The sequence below is a fragment of the Flavobacterium sp. GW821-FHT12A05 genome (genome assembly GCF_058807735.1).
On record NZ_JBXAQY010000003.1, the window covers coordinates 271689 to 294529 of the forward strand.

The 22841-nt window shown below is 33.7% G+C and carries 15 protein-coding genes; 2 read left to right on the plus strand and 13 right to left on the minus strand.

The window, feature by feature from the left end:
- Window positions 1–5 precede the first annotated feature (5 nt).
- Window positions 6–1247, plus strand: a complete 1242-nt coding sequence (locus AC1RRQ_RS07870; protein WP_493022463.1) for an MFS transporter — start codon at window positions 6–8, stop codon at window positions 1245–1247.
- A gap of 74 nt (window positions 1248–1321) precedes the next feature.
- Here the strand turns inward: AC1RRQ_RS07870 and AC1RRQ_RS07875 are convergent, their stop codons facing one another.
- The 4 genes from AC1RRQ_RS07875 to AC1RRQ_RS07890 all read right to left on the minus strand — a co-directional run bounded on the left by AC1RRQ_RS07875 (window position 1322) and on the right by AC1RRQ_RS07890 (window position 7066).
- The gene (locus tag AC1RRQ_RS07875) at window positions 1322–2839 is read right to left on the minus strand and encodes a glycoside hydrolase family protein (RefSeq protein WP_493022464.1); all 1518 of its coding nucleotides are present in this window, start codon (window positions 2837–2839) and stop codon (window positions 1322–1324) included.
- Window positions 2840–2975: 136 nt separating this feature from the next.
- Window positions 2976–5156, minus strand: a complete 2181-nt coding sequence (locus tag AC1RRQ_RS07880; protein ID WP_493022465.1) for an HAD-IIB family hydrolase — start codon at window positions 5154–5156, stop codon at window positions 2976–2978.
- Window positions 5157–5357: 201 nt separating this feature from the next.
- Entirely contained in the window at window positions 5358–6047 is a 690-nt protein-coding gene (locus AC1RRQ_RS07885) for a LytR/AlgR family response regulator transcription factor (protein ID WP_493022466.1), read from the minus strand.
- Complete coding sequence (locus AC1RRQ_RS07890) at window positions 6044–7066, minus strand: sensor histidine kinase (RefSeq protein WP_493022467.1); 1023 nt, start codon at window positions 7064–7066, stop codon at window positions 6044–6046. The genes AC1RRQ_RS07885 and AC1RRQ_RS07890 overlap by 4 nt, the downstream gene beginning before the upstream one ends.
- Window positions 7067–7206: 140 nt before the next feature.
- Between AC1RRQ_RS07890 and AC1RRQ_RS07895 the strand changes: the two genes are divergently transcribed.
- Entirely contained in the window at window positions 7207–9588 is a 2382-nt protein-coding gene (locus AC1RRQ_RS07895; RefSeq protein ID WP_493022468.1) for a TonB-dependent receptor domain-containing protein, read from the plus strand.
- A gap of 236 nt (window positions 9589–9824) precedes the next feature.
- Here AC1RRQ_RS07895 and AC1RRQ_RS07900 read toward each other — a convergent pair whose 3' ends face one another.
- From AC1RRQ_RS07900 to AC1RRQ_RS07940, 9 genes are all read right to left on the minus strand, one after another.
- Window positions 9825–10586, minus strand: a complete 762-nt coding sequence (locus tag AC1RRQ_RS07900; protein WP_493022469.1) for a toxin-antitoxin system YwqK family antitoxin — start codon at window positions 10584–10586, stop codon at window positions 9825–9827.
- 425 nt (window positions 10587–11011) lie between these two features.
- Window positions 11012–11779, minus strand: coding sequence for a toxin-antitoxin system YwqK family antitoxin (locus AC1RRQ_RS07905; RefSeq protein WP_493022470.1), 768 nt, complete (start codon window positions 11777–11779; stop codon window positions 11012–11014).
- Between the two features lie 89 nt (window positions 11780–11868).
- Entirely contained in the window at window positions 11869–12648 is a 780-nt protein-coding gene (locus AC1RRQ_RS07910; protein ID WP_493022471.1) for a toxin-antitoxin system YwqK family antitoxin, read from the minus strand.
- A gap of 2 nt (window positions 12649–12650) precedes the next feature.
- Complete coding sequence (locus tag AC1RRQ_RS07915) at window positions 12651–13091, minus strand: hypothetical protein (protein WP_493022472.1); 441 nt, start codon at window positions 13089–13091, stop codon at window positions 12651–12653.
- A gap of 277 nt (window positions 13092–13368) precedes the next feature.
- Window positions 13369–13893, minus strand: coding sequence for a hypothetical protein (locus AC1RRQ_RS07920; protein WP_493022473.1), 525 nt, complete (start codon window positions 13891–13893; stop codon window positions 13369–13371).
- 1 nt (window position 13894) lies between these two features.
- Window positions 13895–17314: a DUF6443 domain-containing protein gene (locus tag AC1RRQ_RS07925; protein ID WP_493022474.1), complete on the minus strand. Its 3420-nt coding sequence runs from the start codon at window positions 17312–17314 to the stop codon at window positions 13895–13897.
- Between the two features lie 76 nt (window positions 17315–17390).
- A complete protein-coding gene (locus AC1RRQ_RS07930) occupies window positions 17391–18332 on the minus strand; it encodes a DUF5977 domain-containing protein (RefSeq protein WP_493022475.1) in 942 nt (313 codons plus the stop codon).
- 84 nt (window positions 18333–18416) lie between these two features.
- Window positions 18417–21110 (minus strand): hypothetical protein, encoded by a 2694-nt coding sequence (locus tag AC1RRQ_RS07935; RefSeq protein WP_493022476.1) that lies wholly within the window; start codon window positions 21108–21110, stop codon window positions 18417–18419.
- Window positions 21110–22771 carry a T9SS type A sorting domain-containing protein gene (locus AC1RRQ_RS07940; protein ID WP_493022477.1) on the minus strand — a complete coding sequence of 554 codons (1662 nt, stop codon included), beginning with the start codon at window positions 22769–22771 and terminating at the stop codon, window positions 21110–21112. The genes AC1RRQ_RS07935 and AC1RRQ_RS07940 overlap by 1 nt, the downstream gene beginning before the upstream one ends.
- Window positions 22772–22841: the final 70 nt, after the last annotated feature.

The following is a 22841-nucleotide window of genomic DNA, read 5'->3' on the forward strand; positions in this document are numbered from 1 at the left end:
TATATATGAACGAAAAACAAACTTCTGCACCAAGTTTTAATGGCTATCAAAAACTTGTTATTTTTCTTTTAGCCATTACACAATTTACAGTTGTGCTTGATTTTATGGTAATGTCTCCTCTGGGCGATATTATGATGAAAACTTTAAAAATTACGGCATCGCAATTTGGTATTGCCGTTTCTGCTTATGCTTTTAGTGCTGGTATTTCAGGACTTTTAACGGCTGGTTTTGCAGATAAATTTGATAGAAAAAAGCTATTGCTTTTCTTTTACATTGGTTTTACAATAGGAACTTTATTCTGCGCAATAGCACCCAACTTTTTTCTGTTGGTAGCGGCCAGAATCTTCACCGGTTTATTTGGCGGTGTAATTGGTTCTATTTCTATGGCTATCGTAGCTGATTTATTCAGCTTACAGCAGCGTGGTAAAGTAATGGGATTTATTCAAATGGGATTTGGTGTAAGCCAGGTTCTTGGAATCCCGATTGGTTTATACATCGCCAATGCCTGGGGATGGCACGTTCCTTTTTTATGGATCGCAGCAATGGCAGCGCTTATTACCATGGTTTTGTTTTTAAAATTAAATCCTATTACAGAGCATTTAAAATTAAAACAAGAGAAAACCGCTTTACTGCATTTGGTACATACTATTTCTAAAAAGAATTATCAGGTTGGTTTTTTATCTACTGCCCTGCTTTCTATTGGTGGTTTTATGATGATGCCTTTTGGTAGTGCTTTTGCCATAAACAATCTTAAAGTAACCAATGAAGAATTACCTTTATTATTTATGATTACCGGAATTGCTACTTTATTTACCATGCCGTTTATTGGTAAACTGAGTGATAAGGTAAATAAATTTAAAATCTTTGCTGTTGCAACGGTTATGGCGGTTATTTTAATTAACATTTACTCTCATTTTGGTCCAACTCCATTTTGGATTGTATTGGTTATTAACGTATTTATGATGGCCACTATCATGAGCAGAATGGTTCCGTCTACAACTTTAACGTCGGCAATTCCTGATCCGCAGGATCGTGGTGCTTTTATGAGTATCAACTCGTCTTTACAGCAAATGGCCGGAGGTTTTGGAGCAGTACTTGCCGGATTCATTATCTATCAAAAGGACAGTTATGCGCCACTGGAACATTATGATACTTTGGCTATGGTTGCTTCTGCTATCATGTTACTGACCATTTATCTGGTATTTAAAGTGAGTAAAATTGTAGAAAGCAAAACCAACAAGTTTTAATTTCTTTAGAAGAAAAAAAGCTGCATAAATCGAAAAACTCCCAAGTATATTGGGAGTTTTTGTCTTTTTAAGCACTAAGGCTGAATTTGATTGATTCTCATATAATCTTTTAAATATTTATCCGGATCCGAAGCGGCGTATTCGTTTTCAGGTTCCGGGATGGTGTGGATTTTTGAATCTGTAACGGCTACTACGGCAGAACAAACGTAGATTCCTATTTTTCCTTCGCTGTATTTAAAATCCAGTAAAGTCAGTTTTACAATATCGTTTATAGAAAGTTCGTAATAGTTTCCATAACGGATTATCTTGAAATAAATCTGTTTGTTTTCATGAATTTCAAATTGATTCGTCTGAATGTTTTCAAAAATGAAATTATTCTTCACATCCTTTTCATTAAATCCCCAAGCTCTAAATTGTACAAAACCGTTCATAAAATCGATAGAAATATAATATCCAGTTCCTTCTTTATCGCATTCTATTACAAATCCGGTTTTTCCCATTCCTTCTACCGAAAGTGTTCCTTCCCAGACAAAATCCATTGAAGGTTTTTCGAAGCAGTAAATTTCATAACCGCTTCGGCATCCAAATCTCCATTTGTTTTCATTTTCGATTTGAAATTCGGCTGTTGGATTTCCTAAAATGGGTAATGGCTGCGGAAGATCTTTCTGCAAAATCGACTTTTGATACAAATTCTCCCAATGATGATAGGTTTTCAATAAAAGTCGGCCGCTTTTATCAATATCGAGTTCTTTTGGAGGAGGAATTACGCGGTGGGTATTTACATTTCCATCGGCAAAATAAAAATTATAGATTAAAAAATGATCGCCGTCTTTTACAACTCTTGCCGCATAATTTCCCTGTGGCAGCAATACATTATTATGAAAGGCGCAATATTCTGATTTAAAATCAGATGCCATCCAATACCTGACTTTTATGTCTTCTCTAATTGATCCCAAAAGATAATGCGAACCTTTAATTTCGACTACACAAGGACATTCGACATCATCATACACATACGGAAAATGAAGCGGTTTTTGGAGCACAAATCCATCATTCTCTAATTTGGCAACACCAATACAGCCTCTTCTATACGTTGGGCCTGAAGCGCTTCGGGCACAAATCAGCAGATAATCTTCTCCTTGATAATGGTATTTAAAAGGATCCCGAAAACTTATCCATTGTCTCGGATTATTTGACGGACTTTCATAATGCGGTGCTTCACTTTTAAAAGGAAGTCCGTACAGATTTTCTTTTTTCCAATGAATTAAATCTATCGAAACAGCTCGTCCTATTTTTTGTTCAATTCCCTTATCCTGACGTTTGAGTCCGGTGTAATACATTTCATATCCTCCCCCATCTGACTTTTTGCTCACATGCATCGTCCATAACATATCATCATCCCATTCTCCCGGTTCTCCTACCCAAAGGGCATTTTTAACCCTTTTCCATGAAAGTCCGTCTTTTGATACTGCATGTGCAATATAATCGTGATTGGGAATAATCAAGTGAAATAAATGATGCACTCCATTTTCGTCTATAAATATATCAACGTCTCCTATTTCCCAGTTGCTAAATCCTGATCCTGAATACATTTTATTACTTATTTAATTTGTTGGCTATAATTTTTAACACATTATTTCGCTCCTCTGGAGCTTAAAACCACGGTGTACATAATTGCTATACATATTATGCTCCGCTGGAGCACCTTTTTACATTAAACCAACCTAGTTATTTAATTATTTTATAATGTTTTAATCCTTCTAAAATACCTTCGGAAGCAAAGGTTTTGGCTACATAAATACTTTTGCTGGTTTCATATTCAGCCAGTTCTGCGCTTCGGTTTCCTACTATGATTCCTTTTACGGGGCCTCTAAACATATCAATATCGTTTCCTGAATCTCCGGCGGCAATTACATTACTTAGCGGAATGGCCCATTTACGGCACAAAAATTTTATGGCATTGCCTTTTGAAGCACGTTTGGGAATAAAATCCAAAAACTGACCGTGACTCGGAATTATATTTACTTTGTACCAGCCTGTTCCTAAAACCCGAATCAGTTCTTCGTGATTGTAATGCTCTTTTTCATAGTAATAGGAAATCTTATACGGATTTTGAGCATTTTCTTCCTGAAGTTTTATCCATTTAATCTCTTTTAGTCGATTCACGATATCGTCTCTTTTCCATCGTCCGGCCAGGAATTTTGCCCAGCCTTTGTCTAAAATATAATCTTTACCGTTGGTGTAATAAATCTCTGTGCCAACAGAACAAATTATAAAATCAGGAAGCGGAAATTGTTCTTCGTCTATAACTTTTTTTACCAGCGTTAGATTTCTGCCCGAAGCCATCGCAAAAGCCATTTTTTCTGTACGGTTTACAAGATGCGTTTTCAATTCTTTCAATCCCGGATTGTTGAATTTGGGTTCAATCAGCGTTCCGTCAATATCCGAAACCAATAAATGATCGATTTTCCTTTTTAAACGATCTACATTAATATTAGGATAATGCAGTTTTTTTATTCCTGCGCCTGATGACAAGGATAAATTTTCGTTGACCAATTCTACATATTGGTTTACGTGGCTCAGCCAGCTGTAATGTTTTTGAATGTTTATAGCGCCGTTATTCGAATAGTATTTCCATTGATTTTCATCTGTTAGAATATTTCGAAGGGCTTTTTTAATTTGATTTTCGTCCTGCGGATCTACCAGTTCTCCGTTTTGGCAGACGGGAATAATTTCTGAAGGTCCGCCATTTTTCGTAACCACAACCGGAAGTCCTGAACTAGCCGATTCTATTACGGTTAAACCGAAATTTTCATGCAAGGCCAGATTTACAAATACGCCTCGTTTTTCGGCGGCATATCGATAAATAATAGAAACTTCATTTTCGACATCATGCTTTTTCGGAATCGCCATTTTTCCGTACAAATCGTATTTATCCATCAACAATAATAAATCGGTTAAAACGTCTTTTTCAGATTCCGGCATTTTGGCGATGTCTTTACGGATTCCGGCAAAAATGACCAGATTGGCAATGCTTTGCAGTTCTTTGTCTTTACCGTAAACATCTATAAGTGTATGAAGGTTTTTATGTCGGTCTGGTCTTGAAAGTGCCAGAATAAAGGGTTTATGCGGATTGGTGAGGAATTTAGAAATGGTTTCAGAAACCCAATATTTTCGCTGGGTTTCTTCCATTTGTTTGTCAATATCGGTTTCCTGAAAATAATAAGGAGCAAATTTTCTGGTATCGATTCCGGGAGAAATCGCGTGGTATTTTCCCAGTTCAAAGTTTTTATAAGCTTTGTAGGTTTCGATTTCCTGTTCCGTAGAAGTAACAATAAATTCAGATAATTCTAATGTCTTTTCTTCGGCGGCAATTCTTTCTTTAAACTTAAACTTTTTTTCGAGTTCTTCTTCGCTTAAACCGCTTTCGAGTAATTTTTTCTTTTTATAAAATCCAAGGGAATGTCCTGTATGTGCAAACGGAATATTTAAAACGGCTGATAATTCGGCAGCGGCATATCCGGCATCGCCATAATGCGAATGAATCCAGTCCGGAAAAATATTATGCTCTTTAATATGCTGTACAACACCGTTTACAAAAGTATCGAGTCCTTCCCATAATTGTTCTTTGGCTTTGTATTTTTTCCCTAGAAACGGAATTCGGCGTATATCTAATTTTTCATTAATTACCTCAACAGGAACTGCATATTCAGGCGAAAGTGCAGGATCATCAATCAGTCTTGTAAATAAATGAACGTGTTCTACATCTTTATGCTGCGATAAAAATTCGGCCAGTTCGTATACATATTTCGTTTGTCCGCCGTTATCAGCATCGCGCCCTATTTCAAGACCAGATCCTTTTAAAAGTCCGTGTATATTAATTAATGAGATTCGTAATTTTTTCATCATTCGTGCATTGTTGTTTTGAAAGTTCAAGTTACTATGCCCGTCCCGATATAATTGAAATAATTACATTTTAAATTTACATAGTTCCCACATGATAAAGCATTGAAAACATTTGATTTATTAAACCCAAACTTTAATTTATTATGAAGAAAACACGCTTTATAAACAAAAAAACTCCCAATAATTTTGGAAGCCTTTTACTTTTTAACTTAACCAGCCGCTTATTAGTTTTCTATAGGTTTCGCCTATGGGCAGAAAATCGCCATTTGTCATTTTAATCTGGTTGCCTTCGATGACCTTTATTTTGTTTTTGGGGATGATAAACGAACGATGAATGCGCACAAATTGATTAGACGGAAGTTTCTCCAGAATATCTTTCATGTTCTCCAAAACCATGATTTTTTCGTCTTTGGTATGAATTCGGATATAATCTTTTAAACCTTCAATGTATAAAATGTGATCTGTTGCTATTTTGTGGTGTTTTCTATCGGCTTTTACGAATAAATAATCCTCGGTATCCAGATTTTGAAAAGTTTCCTGCCAGCGGATGAATTTTTCAACGCTTTGATAAAACCGATTAAAAACAATGGGTTTGAGCAGATAATCGATAACATGAAACTGAAAAACATCTAAAGCATATTCCGGATAAGCCGATGTAATAATGAAATTATGCTTTTGATTGAACATCTGCATTAATTCTAAGCCCGTTAATTGCGGCATTTGAATGTCAATAAAAACCAAATCTACCGATTCGGTATTTAATATTTCAATAGCTTTAAAAACATCAGAATCGGCATATAAAACATTTAATCTTGGCACTTTTGAAGCATAATCTGCCATTAATTTTACTGCAAAAGGTTCGTCGTCTAATATGATGCAATTTATTTTTTTCATTTTAAATCTATTTCAAGTTCGGCTGTAAACTGATTGTTTTGGTTTGTAAATGTTAGTTGATGTTTTTGCGGATAATAAATTTCCAATCGTTTTTGCAGGTTTTCTAATCCAATCCCGCCCAATTTGTCTTTTTTTTGTGTTCCGATGTCATTCAGGACTTTAAAATTGAGTTTTCTATCTTTTACTTTTAAATCAATCTTTATAGGGTTTTCATTAGAAGCTTTGCCATGTTTTAAGGCATTTTCGATTAAAGGTGATAAAATATAAGGCGGAATTTCTTCGAACTCATTTTCGGTTTCTATTTTCAAATCTACAAAAGAAGTTTCCTGATGTCTTAATTGTTCGAGTTCGATATAGGCTTTTATATAATCGATTTCATCTGATAATTTAATCTTTTCTTTCTGCGATTCGTAAGTCGTAAACCGCATAATCTGGCTCAGTTTTTCGATAGCCGTTAACGATTTATCCGATTGAAAATAAACCATCGAATAAATGTTATTGAGCGTATTAAAAATAAAATGCGGATTTATCTGGGCCTTTAAAAATTTAATCTCGGTGCTTTTGTTTTCTTCTAAAATAATCTGATTGTATTCTAAAAGCCTTATAAAATAAATAACAAACCAAAGCAGCGAACTCAAAATAACAGCCTTACTGCTGTATTGCAGATTATCGAGCATGTAGTTTAAAAATTCTGTATCGGTATAATTAACTCTATGAAATAAAATCTCGGTTGCAACTTGCTCAATCAATCCTCTTAAAAAGGTAAAAACCAAATAGGAAACAAGTACACCTGCAAAAAATCTTTTCCATTGAAAAGACTTAAAAACCAGTTTCATTACTACGAAATAATGAAAATAGAAAGTCAGTATAAAAACAATTAAATAGGTAACAAAAAACAAATCAGGTACAGAAAACGCTGCTCCTATTGGGTTTTTCACGAATGTAAAGTAAGCCATCAAAAACCAGTAGATAATATGAATGAGTAATTCTGCCTTTTTTGATAATGTTCCCTTATGCATGTTTTGTAATTTTTCTCAAAGATATACATTCATAAAAAAGCAATAAACAGGGTTTGTAGATAAATCGCGGGGGTTTGTCGATAAAAGTAGTTTTCGGCTTTTTTTCGATACAGTTTTGCAAGGTAATTAATTTAAAAACCATGAAAAAAATTATCTTCTTACTGTTTATTCTTCTCAACCAAACCCATGTATTAAGCCAGCAGTTTTCTCTAAAAGGAAAAGTAATCAACCAAAATAAAGAACAGGTCGAATTTGTAACGGCCAGTTTATTACAAGACAATAAAATAGTTGAATCTGTTTCTACCGACAGTTTAGGAAATTTTGAAATGAAAGCGGCAAAAGGAAATTACAAGCTTTTACTGGAACAATTTGGAACCGAATATGCAGCCAAAGAGATTGCTTTAAATGAAAATACTGATTTAGGCACAATTGAAATTAAGGAATCTCTACAGTTAGAAGGTGTAACCATAAAATCAAGAAAAAAACTAATCGAACAAAAAGTCGACCGACTTGTTTTTAATGTCGAAAACTCGGTAACGGCAACGGGCGGAACAGCATTAGACGCACTAAAATCGACTCCGACAGTACGCGTGCAAAATGAGGTTATTTCTATTGTGGGCAAAGGCGAAGTTTTGGTTATGATTGATGATCGTATTCAAAAAATGACTCCGGAGGATTTAACGGTTTTCTTAAAATCTATTCCGTCAGATAATATTAAAAGTATTGAAGTGATTACAACGCCTCCGGCAAAATATGATGCGGAAGGCAACAGCGGCTTGATTAATATTAAGCTGAAAACGGCAAAAGCGAATTCTTGGAATGCTAATATTGGAAGTTCGTATACACAAAAAACATACGCTGGCGGGAACCTCAACGGATTGTTTACCTATAATCAGGATAAACTTTCTTTGCAGACTTCTATAAGCAAAGGAACAGGAAAACTTTTAACGAATTCTGAAAGTAAAATTTATTACCCAAATGAATTATGGAAACAGGAAACTGCCAATAAATCTAAAAATGATTTTTTGAGTTTAAGTTTAGGAATAGATTATAAACTAAGCACAAAATGGTCTGCAGGAATAAGTTATCTGGGTAGTTTTAATGATCGTGTTTCGGCTAATAATCCGTTTACGACTATCTATAATCATGATACGGCGAGTTCTTATATCGCTGCTGATGTAAAGGCTGAAAATGCTCCAAAAATGAATGCGGTTAACCTTCATAATACTTTTGCTTTGGATACTTTAGGGAAAAATATTTCGGTTGACTTTGATTATTTCAATTATCAAAAAAACGATTCCCGCTTTTTTTCCGGAAACGAATTGGATGCTTCTAAAAACGTAATTTCTAACCGCTTTTTTTCTTCTACAAACAGCAATCTTAACAAAATAAACAATTATTCGGCAGCTATAGATTTTACACTGCCTTATACTTGGGCTGACTTTAGTTTTGGTGCCAAAGCTTTTCATACCAACACAAATAACAATCTGGTGGTGTATGATAATGAAACAGGAAATCCGGTTTTGAATACCAATCAGTCGAATGTTTTTAATTATAAAGAGTACAATCAGGCTTTGTATTTTTCTGGAAGTAAAAAGATAAACTCACAATGGGAAACGCAGATTGGTCTTCGATTTGAAGCTACACAGACAAAAGGTTTCTCCGAAAATTTAAATCAAACCAATACCAATAATTACATTAAATTATTCCCAACAGCTTACGTAACGTATGTACCGAATGAAAACAATACTTTCTCGTTAAATTACAGCCGAAGAATCCGCAGACCTGATTTTGATTATCTAAATCCGTTTATGGTGAAAACAAGTCCGTATTATTATTCAGAAGGAAATCCGTATTTGAAACCTTCTGTAATAGATAATTTTGAGTTTTCGTTTATCCGAAATCAGAAATGGGTCAATTCTGTTTACTTTTCTCAGATTTCAGATTTCGGACAGGAATTATCGATCATCGATCCTGTTACCAACGTAACCAGAAGTACACCTTTAAATTATGCGAATACGTATCAAATTGGTTTTTCAACTTCGTATAATTTCAATAAATGGTCATGGTGGAATAGTTTTACAGGTTTTAATTTGAATTATCAAAATGTGAAATCGAAAACAGCTTTCATTAAATCGACCGATGGCTACAACGGATATATTTACAGCAATAATGATTTTACCGTTAATCCTTCTAAAACATTTTTCCTTGGTTTGAATTATGGTTTACAATTGCCGGGACGTTATCAGATTTTTAATATCTCAACGCTTAATATTTTAGATATTTCGGTTAAAGTACTTGCATTAAATAAAAAATTATCGCTTACGCTTCTTGGAGAGGATCTTTTAAATGCTCAAAAACCATTAATCAGTTATGATTCAAACGGTATTAAAACGAATGTAAAAAGTTACAGTGATACGAGAGGTTTTAGAATCTCAGTAAGTTATAAATTCGGTAATGAAAATATTAAATCAAAACAGGCAAATTTTAAAAATGAAGACGAAAGAAGCCGCGCGAATTAGTTTTGTGAATTAAGTGTTTATAAAAAAACCTCGCAGTAAATGTGAGTTTTTTTTATTTACATTCTTTGCGTTCACGAGCAAGATGCTCGCGCCAGCAGGGGAAACATTACATTAGCATCTTTTTTATAATAAAACTTAACATCTAAAAGCAAAATACTTAAGCCAATGCAAATAATTGGTAAGAAAGCTTTTCTCAAAAGATAAAGTTTTTCGAATTTTGAAATTACTATCATTTTTTATTTTACATTAATATCAAAAGAAACTGTATCATTCTTTACTTGGGTTACTCCATCATTAAATTTATATTTAGTAATTGCCTGAATTCTATTGAGTCCTTTTTTAGTCAAAATCTCTTCCACAGTGATGCGTGTCGGCACTTCTTTAGTGATAGTTCGTTTTACATTTGAATTGTCACTACCTTCAGTTTCTATTTTAAAGGTTCTTTGAGAGTAAGGGATATTTGCTACAAAATAGTCATATTTTATATGATCCCCTACTTTTAGTATGTCTCCAGTTTTAATTTCAATTTGTTTTTTGTCTTCGATTTTATACTGTCTTACTGGATATGTTGAATAGCCTGTATACCTTTTTACTACTTTATTATCATACTCAATAATAAATTTTGGCTCACCCGAATCATCACACATAACATATTTTTTAATTAAATTATTTTGATTATAATAAGTGCTTTCTAAGGTAATATTACTATTTTCCCTATAAAATACAGATTCCAATTTTCCATTATCATAATAATAGAAACATACTCCATTAGGTTCGTTTTCTAAAAATGTTCCTTCTGCAATTTTACTTCCTTTTTCATTATAGTTTACAAATTTTCCTTCCAAAATAGTATCACCAGATCTTATAACATATTCGTGTGTTTTAACTATTTTACCTGACTGATTATATTCCTTTAAAATATGCGTTTTTTCATCTTTAAAACAAAAATATAAAACAATTAAAATCAGAAGTATAACAACTATTTTTATCCTTTTCATTAATTTTTATTTTTTTTGTTGAGCTTCAAAATCTTCTCTTCTTATTTGAACATTATTATTCGGATTTTTATCATCCTTAACAAGGTAAATCATATCTGATGGTTTCTCACCTTTTTTTGTATTTCCCCGCTCCCGCACGAATCCTTTCGTGTGGCTATATGCTAATTAAAATCTAGTTTTAGAATGCATTTTAAGAAAGATCCTAACTTGCTAAAAGTTTTTTTCTTTACCGATTAAGTATGCGCCACACATTTTTTTTCAAACTTATTCGATAACAAACACTTAAATAACTTCTAAAAGTTTTATTCTTAAAAAGATAAGACAAAAAAACCTCGCAATTTCTGACGAGGTTTTCTTTTACATTCTTTGCGTTCACGAGCAAGATGCTCGCGCCAGCAGGGGTGATCCGGTAGCTGTACAAAATACTAATTCACGTTTACACTAAAAGAAATCGTATCATTAATAATTGTTTTTTCTTTATCATTAAACTCATACTTAACAATTGCTCTTATTGTATTTATTCCTTTCTGAGTTAGAACTTCTTTTACATCAATGTTTGTTCGTGAAGTTTTTAACATTTTTCTATTAATTTTTGAATTATCAGAACCAAGATTTTCAATTTTAAATCTACGTCTTGTATTAGGTATATTAGCAACAATATATTTATGTATAAACACATCTCCAACTTTTAGATGTTGATCATTTTTTTGTTTACTAGATTTTTTATATTGATATACTTCCATTACCGGAAAACCTTGCCAACTATTTATGTCTCCAATTGTGTCAAATTTTGCAATAAAAGCCGTTCTTTCTGAATCATCACTCAATGCATATCTCTTAATTTTTCCACTCTCATAATAATACGTTGTTTCTTCAGATAATCTTTTTTCATTTTTGTAATCAATGCTTTCAATATTACCATTCTCAAAATAAAAAATAACCGGTCCTATTGCTTCACCATTTTTAAATATACCTGATTTTATTTTTACACCATTGTACTTACAAAGAATATATTTTCCATCTAAAATAGTATCACCCTTTTTAATAAAATATGCTGAAAAAAGTATTTCTTTATCTTTAGAAAAATATGTTTTTAACACACCTATTTTTGTGTTTTCTTTTTTACAGGAATAAAACATAACCCCAAACAATACAAATAACATCAAGAATTTATTAATATTTCTCTTTTCCATCTTAATTGTTTTTTTCGATTTTAACAGTTTTTCCATCAACTATCTTTTCTGTTTTTTGAAGTGTAGTGATCCGGTAGCTGTACAAAATACTAATTCACGTTTACACTAAAAGAAATCGTATCATTAATAATTGTTTTTTCTTTATCATGAAACTCATACTTAACAATTGCTCTAATCGTATTTGTTCCTTTTTGAGTTAGGACTTCTTTTACATGAATACCCACTGGTGGTATTTGCTCAAATATTCTTTTTGTTTTAGAATTATCTACATCGAGATTTTCAATCTTAAAACTACGTTTTGCAGTAGGTATATTAGCTATTAAATAATGATATTTTAAAGTATCTCCCACCTTTAAAACTTGATTTGTTTTAATTTTGAATTGTTTTCTATTTGCAATTTTATATTGATAGATCTCAATTAATGGTAAACCTTGATAGTTTTTTATATTACCAGATTCATCATAAGTGATCAAAAAATCAAGTATTCCGAAATCATCATACATTGTATATTTCCTCACCTTACCATCAGAGTAATTATAAATACTTTCTTCTATTACTTTACTGCTTTTACGATAATGTATTGATTCAATATTCCCATTATCGAAATAATAGATATTTTTTCCTTTAATGTGTCCATTTACAAAATTACCTTCTGATGTTTTATTTCCTGCAGCACTATAACAATTAAATTTACCATGAAAAATAGTATCACCGTTTTTTATAATATATTCTAAGGTTGTTGTCTCTTTTGTTTTAGAATCATATTTCTTCAAAACATGTACTTTATCCTTTTTGTAGGAAAAAAATAGCATTCCTATTCCAATAAGCATGGTAATAGAAATACTCAATAATATCATTTTGTTCTTCATTATTACTTTTTTTTACGCTCTTCATTAATTAATGTTCCTTGATTTTTATCATATGTTAGAACAGTTACTGAATCAGTGACTTTTTGCTTGCTTTCTTTATCACTTTTTGCATCTATTATCTCTTTTATGGCCTTGACAGCATTAGCCCCATTATCAACTGCAGTTATTGCATCATCCACTTTATTTTCTATTGTTGCTCTTCCTCCGTTTGTTCCTTTTCCTATAGGTGCAAAATTGACATTTAACTCAAAAGCTGCTACTGTAGTCATAGCTTCTAGATATCCTCCAAAATCTATCCACGGCACATCTCTGCCTCCTTTGGGTAATGCACTTGGGTTTTGATTGTTTTTTCCGTCAGAAAATGCAATTCCGTTTGCTCCAGGACCAGATCCGCCTTTCTCTTTTGTAGTACCAATAGGAATTGATTTTATAATGTTTGACATAGTTGCACCGCTCTGCGAAGTCTCCCGAATTCGCTACTGTTTGTATGTTCCTTATTCAAATCGCAAAACTTCGCAGAACCGATTTCTTCAAACTTACTTTATAACAAACACTTAAATGACTTCTAAAAGTTTTATTCATAAAAAAATAAGACAAAAAAACCTCGCAATTGCGAGGTTTTACTATTTATATGTTTTATTGTTGCGGGTGCAAAGTCAGAGATATTTGCACAGCCTTTCATTAAAAGTCTTCGAAAAGTTGGGTATTTATATTTATCTGTTATTTCTTTTTCTCCATTACAACAACTTTTTTAGTAACACGTTCTTCCTGCTCTATATATCTAGATAAATCATTACCCTCTTTATCTTTTTTGTTGAGATCAATTAAAACTATATCATTAATAATACCATCTAAATAATAAATACCTGATTTTGAAAATGTGATACTATAAAAAGGAATCTTTCTATTATTTATAGCTCCAAAAGTATCTCTAACTGTTTGTTTCAAATGTTTGAAATCATAATTTGGATCTTTAGTTGCGGTTAGAATAAAACGAGTATATCTATTTTTTTTTCTGTCTCCAAAAGTAGTAATAATGGTATCCAACTTACTTTTATATCGAATAACGCCATCGTTCAATTCATCGACTATTACCGTATCTGGAAACTCAATAACATATTCGATAGGTCTTTCATTAACTTCTTTTATTTTCTTTTCTTTTATTTTTTCTTTTTTACAAGAAATTAATGATTGAACAACTAATAAAAGAATTGAAATTACGGATATCGCTTTTTTTGTAAACATATTAATATTTTATAGGTAATTTATTTTTAGCTTCTGTTTCTTTTACAGCTTTGATGGAGTCTTTCGTATTCATAACTGGAACTAAATTTTTATCTTTTGTTTTAACAACAGTATCTTTAGGCGCAGGTGTATGTACCTGAGAAGCATTTCCTCTTAGAACATCCGTAGAAGAATAATTTATTCTTTGTACCGTAATTGTACTTTCACTCCCATTAGAACCAACTGTAGCTGTATTTGAAGAATTACCATCACCACTACCACCACTGCTGAAAAGATTATTTAAAGTTGGGTCTTGTGCTAAATTTGAAAAGATATTGGCGCCATTCATAACTTTTGATCCGCCTAAAATTGGGCTGTAAGCAGCAGCTAAGCCTTGAAGAAAATCGCCATCAATTGTTCCGCTGGCTGTTGCTCCGGGTGATGGATTAAATAATCCCGGAGTTCCTCCAATACCATTTTTTCCAACTGTTACCCCGCCTATTCTATAGCCATCTACCGGTTTTATTTCAACTCCAGAAATCGCGCTTGAAACCGCCTGCATAACATTTGAAGCAGCTGTCTGTACGGAACTTACCGCGGAATCATATTTGCTTGCAAACCATCCTCCAAAACTGGCAGTTGGATTTCTTGGGGCTAATTCTAATCCTTCAAGTTCTCTGCCCATTCCCATTTTATTTTCCTGAAATGCATAAGTTGAGTTATATGCATATTTTTCTGCTAAAGGATCGATTGACATAAACCTGCCAATTGCATAATCGTAGTTTCTCCATTTAAAGCTGTCCCAGTTTAGTCCCAGCTCGTCCTGACGCTCTTGTCCTTGGTACTTATACTTATAATTTGGCTGTAAATTATCCGTATTATACCCTTGATGTTTGAGCCCAAAAGGGTAATAATTATTTTCCTCTAGAATCTCTATTTTTTTTGTTGTTGGATTCTGGGCATAACTAACACGAACGTTGCCTAAATGATCTAAATAATTAAAAACATACTGAAATTTATAAGCTCCATCAGTTTCATTGGTGTTTCGTACATAGCCTTCTGCCGTTGGAAAAAACTGCAGAATATTATTCTTATACTGAAATCCTCCGTTTAAGTATTTCGTATTGGTAACAACCCCGTTTTCGGTTATATTTTTTTCTAATTTCTCTCCAGTGGCGTTGTAAATATAATCAATCGTATTGCCTGTTGCAAATGTTATTTTTTTAGGCAGGTTGAGATGGTTATAGGTTATTTCTGTTATGTTTTTATTCTGGTCTTTTGTTAAGTTGCCGTTGCCATCATAGTCGTAATCATCCTCAATGTCGTTGGAACCGTCACTGTCGTCTTTAAAGCCCTGCGGGTTATTGGTTTTGTCTGTGACTTTCATGAGCTGGTTGGAGTTGTTTTTATAGAAATAAGCCAAATTATCTATATCATCTGCATAAGCATAGGCTAATGTTCCGGCAATACCTTTACGCTGCAGTTTTTGTATGTTTCCGTTTTTATCGTACTCAAGACTTTCTCCAAAATAGTTCTTATTGTCTATAAGGTTCGGTTTTTGATAAACAGCATTAGTTAAACGATTTAACTGGTCATATTCGTACGCATAGTTACGAATTACTACACCGCTTGTAGATGTTATCCACGTTATCTCGGCTATATTACCATTATACATTCGTTTTGTTTTTCCGTATTCAAAATCATTTTCATTATACATTATAAGCTGAGAAAACAGACTTAAAGATTTTATTCCTGTGTTATTATCTAGTTTCCCTCTTATATTATTTATATTGGTAAGCCAGCCACGTATGTTATAGGCGTAGTCGGTTTGTTCTAAGGGAGCCGCCTTAGTATTGCCTACATTCTTTTTTATGAGTCGTCCCATAGAATCGTAAGTGTTATCGGCTATTAACTGCTCGTTTGCAGAATTTATTTTGTGAGTATGGGTTAATAATCGATCCTGAGGCGAATAAGAAAAATAATCCCCCAGGATTACTCCTTTAATTCCTGTAGCAGCCACATGATTTGTTATAATAGAATTATTTTTTCCTGTAAAATCAAGATTATAGTCGGTATAGGTATAACCACCTAAATGGTTGGTGAGTTTTGTTTTTATTACTCTGTTTCTATAATCGTATGTCAGCTGGGTGTTTTCGTATGCAGTTGATGCAGCCGTTGTTAATGGTCTTACTCTATGATACTCTAATAAATGATTGTTATACCTGTTTGCTGTAAGAAACTTAAAATTGGTTGGTTCTATATTATTCGTGTGCCATAAATAAAAACCATCTCCGTAAGTTATTGTGCTGGGTTTTTCGAACAATACGGCTGCTTTGTTTTGGCTTTGCTGCAAAGTTACTCTTGTTTCAGAGTTGCAGGCTGTATTGATCCAGCCTGTATAAGCTTCTTTGTTATTTACGTCGTATTTGGTTATTATCCAGCCTGCTGTATTGTCATCCTGAAAAGGAGAATAAGCAGGACCCGATGCCACAATACTATTACGCTTGTTGTATACGATAAATTCCCATTGTTTTCCCGGTACTTTTTTTTCGACCATACGGTTACGGTCATCATGCTTGTATTGGTAACATAGGTTATCGAGAATTTCATTTGTAATTACACCGTCTGCTTTTGGCGGGATTACATAGGTCAGGTTACCATATTCGTCGTATACGTAGTAAGTGTCGTGTGGCTGCTTTGCGTTGTAGGTTCGTTTTAAAACAACCTGTCCTTCTTTGTTTTTAAATTCTACCGTACTTCCGTCCTCTTCAACTGGATTGGCAGCTGAATTTTCATCATAAGTTATAGTTTTATACAATTCATTTTCTTCATAATATCCATTGTCCCAAAATGAAATATCGTATAAACCAGAGACTGCATCCCAAGTTGTTATGACTTCAAAAAGCCGTACTTCATTACTTTTATTTGTCTGATAGTCTATTTTTATTTCGTGCCCTTCGCCCATCGCCCATTCTTTACCGGGTGCTGCTTGTTTTAAAACGCGGTTCAGCGGTGAGTTTTCGAACTTTTTTTGAGAAAATGGATTTGTAGTGTGATAGTATTCTCCAGTATTGTAGAATGATATGGCATTGTTAATTGCCGTTTGAGTATCTATCCTTGGGTACTGGCTGCCGGGATTAGGCAGAGAAAAGGGTAAATACTCTTTTTCCTGCCTGCCAAAACCGTCATACTCTATTGGGGTTATCAAGTCCGAGCCGTCTCCACCCTGATTAATGGCTGTTGTTTGCACGGGGCGCCCCAGTCCGTCAAGATAAGTAACGTTTTGAATCATCTCATCTTTGGCAAGACTTTGAAAGTTAGCTGCTTTAACTGCTTTTTTGGGTTTTATGCTGTAAATAAAATTATCATCGCTAAAGGTCTGGGCTGTTACTATTATGCCCGGAAATAAGGATAAAATGATTAGTATTATGTATTTTTTCATAAGAATTATTTTTATGTTTTTTCAAACTGCGCAATGCCGCTTTTATAATAACAATGGTATTATGAGTAAAAAAATATTAGTTAGCACTACAGCTGCCTTTGCTATTGGCATAGGCTTGTCCGTTTGTGTTTAGGTCTTCCTGAGCCTGAGCATCGGCATCTTCCTGAGAAATAATCGATTCGTAGGTACCTACTTCAACTATATAATTTACTGTTTCGGGCTTTGTCTTGGAGTTTTTGCAATCATTTTTAGTAAATGCCCTGCTTATTGTGGTATTGGTATAAGTAATGCTATCAGGATTGTTGGCTGCAGTTTCTGCAGTACTTAAATTTGATGTATCGTTTTGTTTTAATATTGCGGTACTTTTGTACAGCGGTTTTGCATCAAACTCACAATCGACAACTTGTCCTTTGTAGTTGTAACAGTAGGCTTCGAGAATATTTAGCTGCGCATCTTTAACAAATTTTAAGCGGTTAAAGCTGTCATAATCGTAATACGTAGTCAGCGCTTCGGGAGTTGTCATACGGGTTAACCCTATAAGAGGTTTGTACATAAAGGTGGTTGTTTTGGCATTTCCAACACTATAATTAAAACTAGATCTTAAGTTATCTAATGCCTGCTCCATACTAGCATCTGATACTGCATTTTGTATAGCATAAATCATGCTTGATGAAATATTACTGTAAGTTGTATTTTCTATTTTTGCTGACAGCAGTGTTTTATTGTATCCCCAAACAAGAGCGGTAGGTTCAAATCCTTCTAAGGTATATTGCAGCAAATTTCCTCTATCATCATATCGATCATAGGATACTTTCTTATCTGTTAAAGGATTCAAAGCGGCTGTTCCTTTGTTTTCAAGAATATATTTTGGCAATACTAAATTGCTCGTTGCAGTACTTTTATCAAATACGGTTTTCTGCTCAGACAACTTGTTTCCGCTTCTAAATGTTTGGGTGTTTAGCGGTGTCCCTATTCTATTGGCTGTTATCAGCTCTTTTACAAAAGGTTCACTGGCCATTTCGGGATCTTGAGGGTAGAAGTATTTGGTTTCTAATATTTCTCCTTTTGAATTTGTTGTGGTTTGTGATGTTAATTGAAGATGTTATGGATTCTTATAATTAAAAACACTGGTACTTATTATTTTACCCGTTAAATTATTCGAAGAATTATAAAAATAATTTGTCTTCTCAGATGAATTTTGATAAAACCATAAAATTGGAATATTATACGTTATAGGTTCAATTGTTCTCAATACTTCTATACCGCCTTCCATATCGTACGGACACATTGGAGTTAAAGGATCCGAAGGATTTTCCTGAGTATTGGTAGTCCCCATGCGAAACATTTTAAATCCATTGTAAAAAGAAGTATTGGAAGGATCTTCAACGTAAGTATTTTTTTCTTCCTCGACTATATAAGTTACTGCACCCTCGGTTTTATGCACTTTTTTGTTCAAGACTTTGCCTCTTTTCCACGTGGTAGGAATTTGTACTGTTGGATTACCAAAAGGTATTTCATCTGGCGTAATCGTAAATTCATACTGCGTATAACCATTATTAGTCTGATTTTTAACATCAATCTGTTTTTCTCTTACATATTTATAAGCAATAGAATTTCCTTCTATACCAAATCTTGAATTTGAACTAATACTGTAAGTAGCAGTAGAATTAAGTCCTCCAGTACATCCAATTAATGCAGGATCTACCGATCCGCATTGAATAAAATTATAATTGGTAAAAGTGTTAGACTGGAAAGTAGTACTCATTTTATTAATCAACTGACCACTTGTACGTCCAGTATCTGTAATATCAGAGTAATCATATTCTTTCTTTAAAACTAAGGAGTTGTCATTATCATAATTTTCTATGTTTGCAATTCTAAGTCCGGCACCCAAATTATTTTTGTATATTGGATCGTTGTTAACATATTTAAGCTGTAAACTTCTAACACTCAAAAACTCTCCATATACCTCTACTTCTATTGTACCTGATTCTTTCAAAAAAACAGGTTCATTAAACTCTTTAGTTGCAGTCCAATGACCAGTATCATAAACTTGAATTCCGCCAGAAAAAACTCTGACTCTTGCGTGGTAATATTTAGAAATTGTAGGATCAGATGAATGTTCATTTTTTACTATAAATGTCAATTGTCCTTGTGCCTCTGTTGCAGTAAATGGAATTGAGACGTAATTAACACAATCTTTTGGCTTTACATTAAGACATATTACACCATCAATACCCGGTCCTTCCTTTATTGGCACGGTACCACCTGTACCTTGTATAACACTGCTGTTTACAATTACAGGATCGTATTTTGAAAAACCATCAGCACCAAAATATTGATTCGTTTCATAATTAAATTTTGTCCAGCCTTTGGTAGGATAATGTATTTCTTTTAAAATTCCTGCTTGATTCTCTAAAGGGTTTACAGAGCGATCTCCTCTGCCAACTTCAGTTGGGTAAGGGTAAGAAATATAATGCTTAGGAATTAAATCTACATTATAAACCTTGCCATTACTATATCCAAAATAATCCTGTCCTTTTGAGGTTTTATTAGGAACAGAAATATCTGAATATACAAACTCCTGCTCCACTCTGCCTAATAAATTAACGACTCTGTCTAGTTTTAGTCTTTTGTCAGAATAGGAACTGCCTGATGCATTGAAATAAGAATAGTCAAGAGTATATCCCTTTATATTTCGAAATCCAGCATCCACTAATTGCTGGATTTCAATTTTGCTTAAATATCCGTTTTCAGCACCGTCAACCAAATCCTCTCTACCCACATTCTTTGTAAATACAACTCTGGAATTACCATCATTAAAACTAATTTCTTTTATTTTTTTTAAGATAGTCACTGTATTCCCTGTACCATCAATAACATCTCCTATTTGACTATAATAACTAGTCCCGGTATTACACCCTGCTCTTATAACATTATTTTTTATTTCAACTCTTTGAGAAAAAGTTTTGTCCGTTAAATTTCCATCATCCTGATAGGAGAAGTTTATTTTATTATTTGAAGGTGTTTTAATTTCATCAACATACCAGGCGCTGATGTAGCGATCACTATGAGCCATCGTTTGTATAGAAATTTCTGTGGTATTAAGCGAATAAACATTTCCCTGAGGATCTGTTATCTTAAATTTCATGTTTTCTCTATTTATCCCAATAAGATCAACTTTAAAAGCATTTGGCGGTATTGTAACGACATCATTACTGGCAAAATTTCTAATATAAAAACTTCCATTTACTGTAGGTGAAGAAAAAACATACATGTCTTTTACTCTTGACTTGTCCAGATTTGGATCTAAAGTTCTAACTGCACTTTGATTATAAGGATGAAGTTTAAAGTATGCAATAATATTATCATCATTTGGAATTATATCAATATTAGGATTGTTTTCGTCAATATCGTCTCTGGGACTTAAGACAACTTGTGCTCCAGCATTTAAATTCCAACCCAGACCTACCCAGGTTGCTTCCTGAGTAACTTTTATACCAGAAGCGTGATAATCTAAAGATATTGGCATTTTGAAATCTTTTACATCAATAGTGTATAATGGTACAGAAATACCAGGAACACCAGTTGCCAGATCAACAGGATATTCTCCGTACTTTAAAAAAGCTGCTGCCTCTGGAGATTTGGGAGAAAAATTGGGAGTTTGAAAACTATTAGCTTCTGTTTGTGCCTGAACTTGCAGCGAAAAAGCAAATACTATAAACAATACTCGTAAGTTAATTGTTTGGTTAAAAAATATTCTATACATTTTATGATAGTTTACTGAAATACTCATTATCTTATTCTTTTAATCACCTTAACCCCGTCGCTTTGAACATTAGTTTTAATGTTTATGATATAAATCCCCTCCGAATATTGGCTTAGATCTACTGGAATGGTGCGGGCTGTAATATTAAATTGTTTTAGAACCCGGCCGGATATATCTACAACCGTTGCGGTTCCTTTTTCATATTCGTAGCCAATAATAACATTAGTAAAGGCGGCCGTTGGGTTAGGAATGGCTTCAATTCCTTTGGGTTTTACTTTATCGGGTTTTAGGTTGTCTTTTAGTTTTACTACCCAAAAATCATTACCGCCAATACTGGATTTTTTGTTTTTTGATGTTCCGGATTTAGAAGTTCCCGCCATCAAATAACCGCCGTCTCTGCTTTCAAATAATTTTCGCAGTACATCTTCTCCATTATTGTCGAGTGTTTTTCTCCAGATTTCCTCGCCCTTATCGTCTATTTTTAAAGCGATATATCCTTTTTCATTTTTGCCTTTATTAATTAATCCTGCCGCTTTTTCGGCTATTCCTTTTCCTGTCTGTTTTTCATCAGCTTGACTGTAACCACCAATTAAATAGGTGTTATCCTTGTTTTCTAATAATGAAGTCAGGACATCGGTTTTACCAAAATCAAAAGTTTTACTCCAGATTACATTTCCTTTATTGTCGAGTCTTAAAACCCAATAATCTGTTCCGTTTCCTACCATACCCCCTAATGAAGTTAAAGGGCTGGTGCTATTGGAGTTTCCTCCCACGATATAACCGCCGTCTTCTGTTTCACGAATTACATACAATTGATTGTCTCCATTACCTCCATAAGTTCTCTGCCACTCTATCGCTCCAACAGTATTGATTTTTATAATCCAGTAATCTCCTATGCCTTGATTTGGTTCTGTTTTATCTCCGGATTGTGGTGAATTTGAATAACCTCCTAAAATGTATCCTCCATCCTGGGTCTGTTCCATGCTTCTTAACACATCGGCATATATACCTCCGTATGTTTTCTGCCATTCTATAACTCCCATTTTGTCCAGTTTTACAATCCAGTAATCCATATTTCCACGACTTTTTTCTGATTTTGTATATAAATCTGGTTTTTCCAGCGAAGATGTAATCTCTATTAATTCCTCTCCTGTTTCCGGACTTGAAGAAGAAGAACCACCCAGCATATAACCTCCGTCTCTGGTCTGGAAAGCGCATAATAATTCATCCTGGCCTTTCCCGCCAATGGTTCTCTGCCATTGCTCATCGCCTACAGCATTGAGTTTTACAACCCAAAAATCAGCACCGCCCTTACAAGGGTCTTTTTTCTGGAAATCGTTAGGAGAATTAGATGTTCCGGCAAGTATAAAACCGCCATCTGCAGTATTTTTTATACTTTGGAGCAAGTCAAAACCACTGCCTCCAATACTTTTCTGCCAGTCCAGCTCTCCTCTTTCATTCATCTTCCAGATCCAATAGTCAAGATCTCCATGATTGTCATCAGTTTTGTTTCCGGTTTTGTTCGATAAGGAACTTCCAGCAAGAATAAATCCATAATCAGCCGTTGGCTGTGCATCAAAAAGATAATCGGCATGCACACCTCCATATACTTTTTCCCAAAGAATATCTTGAGAAAACAAAATGAGAGGAGATAATATTAAATAAAGTAATAGTCCATTTTTTGCCATATATAATTATTTTAATTGTAAGAAAATACATTTTTTTAGTTACAATTATACGAATAATATTATATTATAA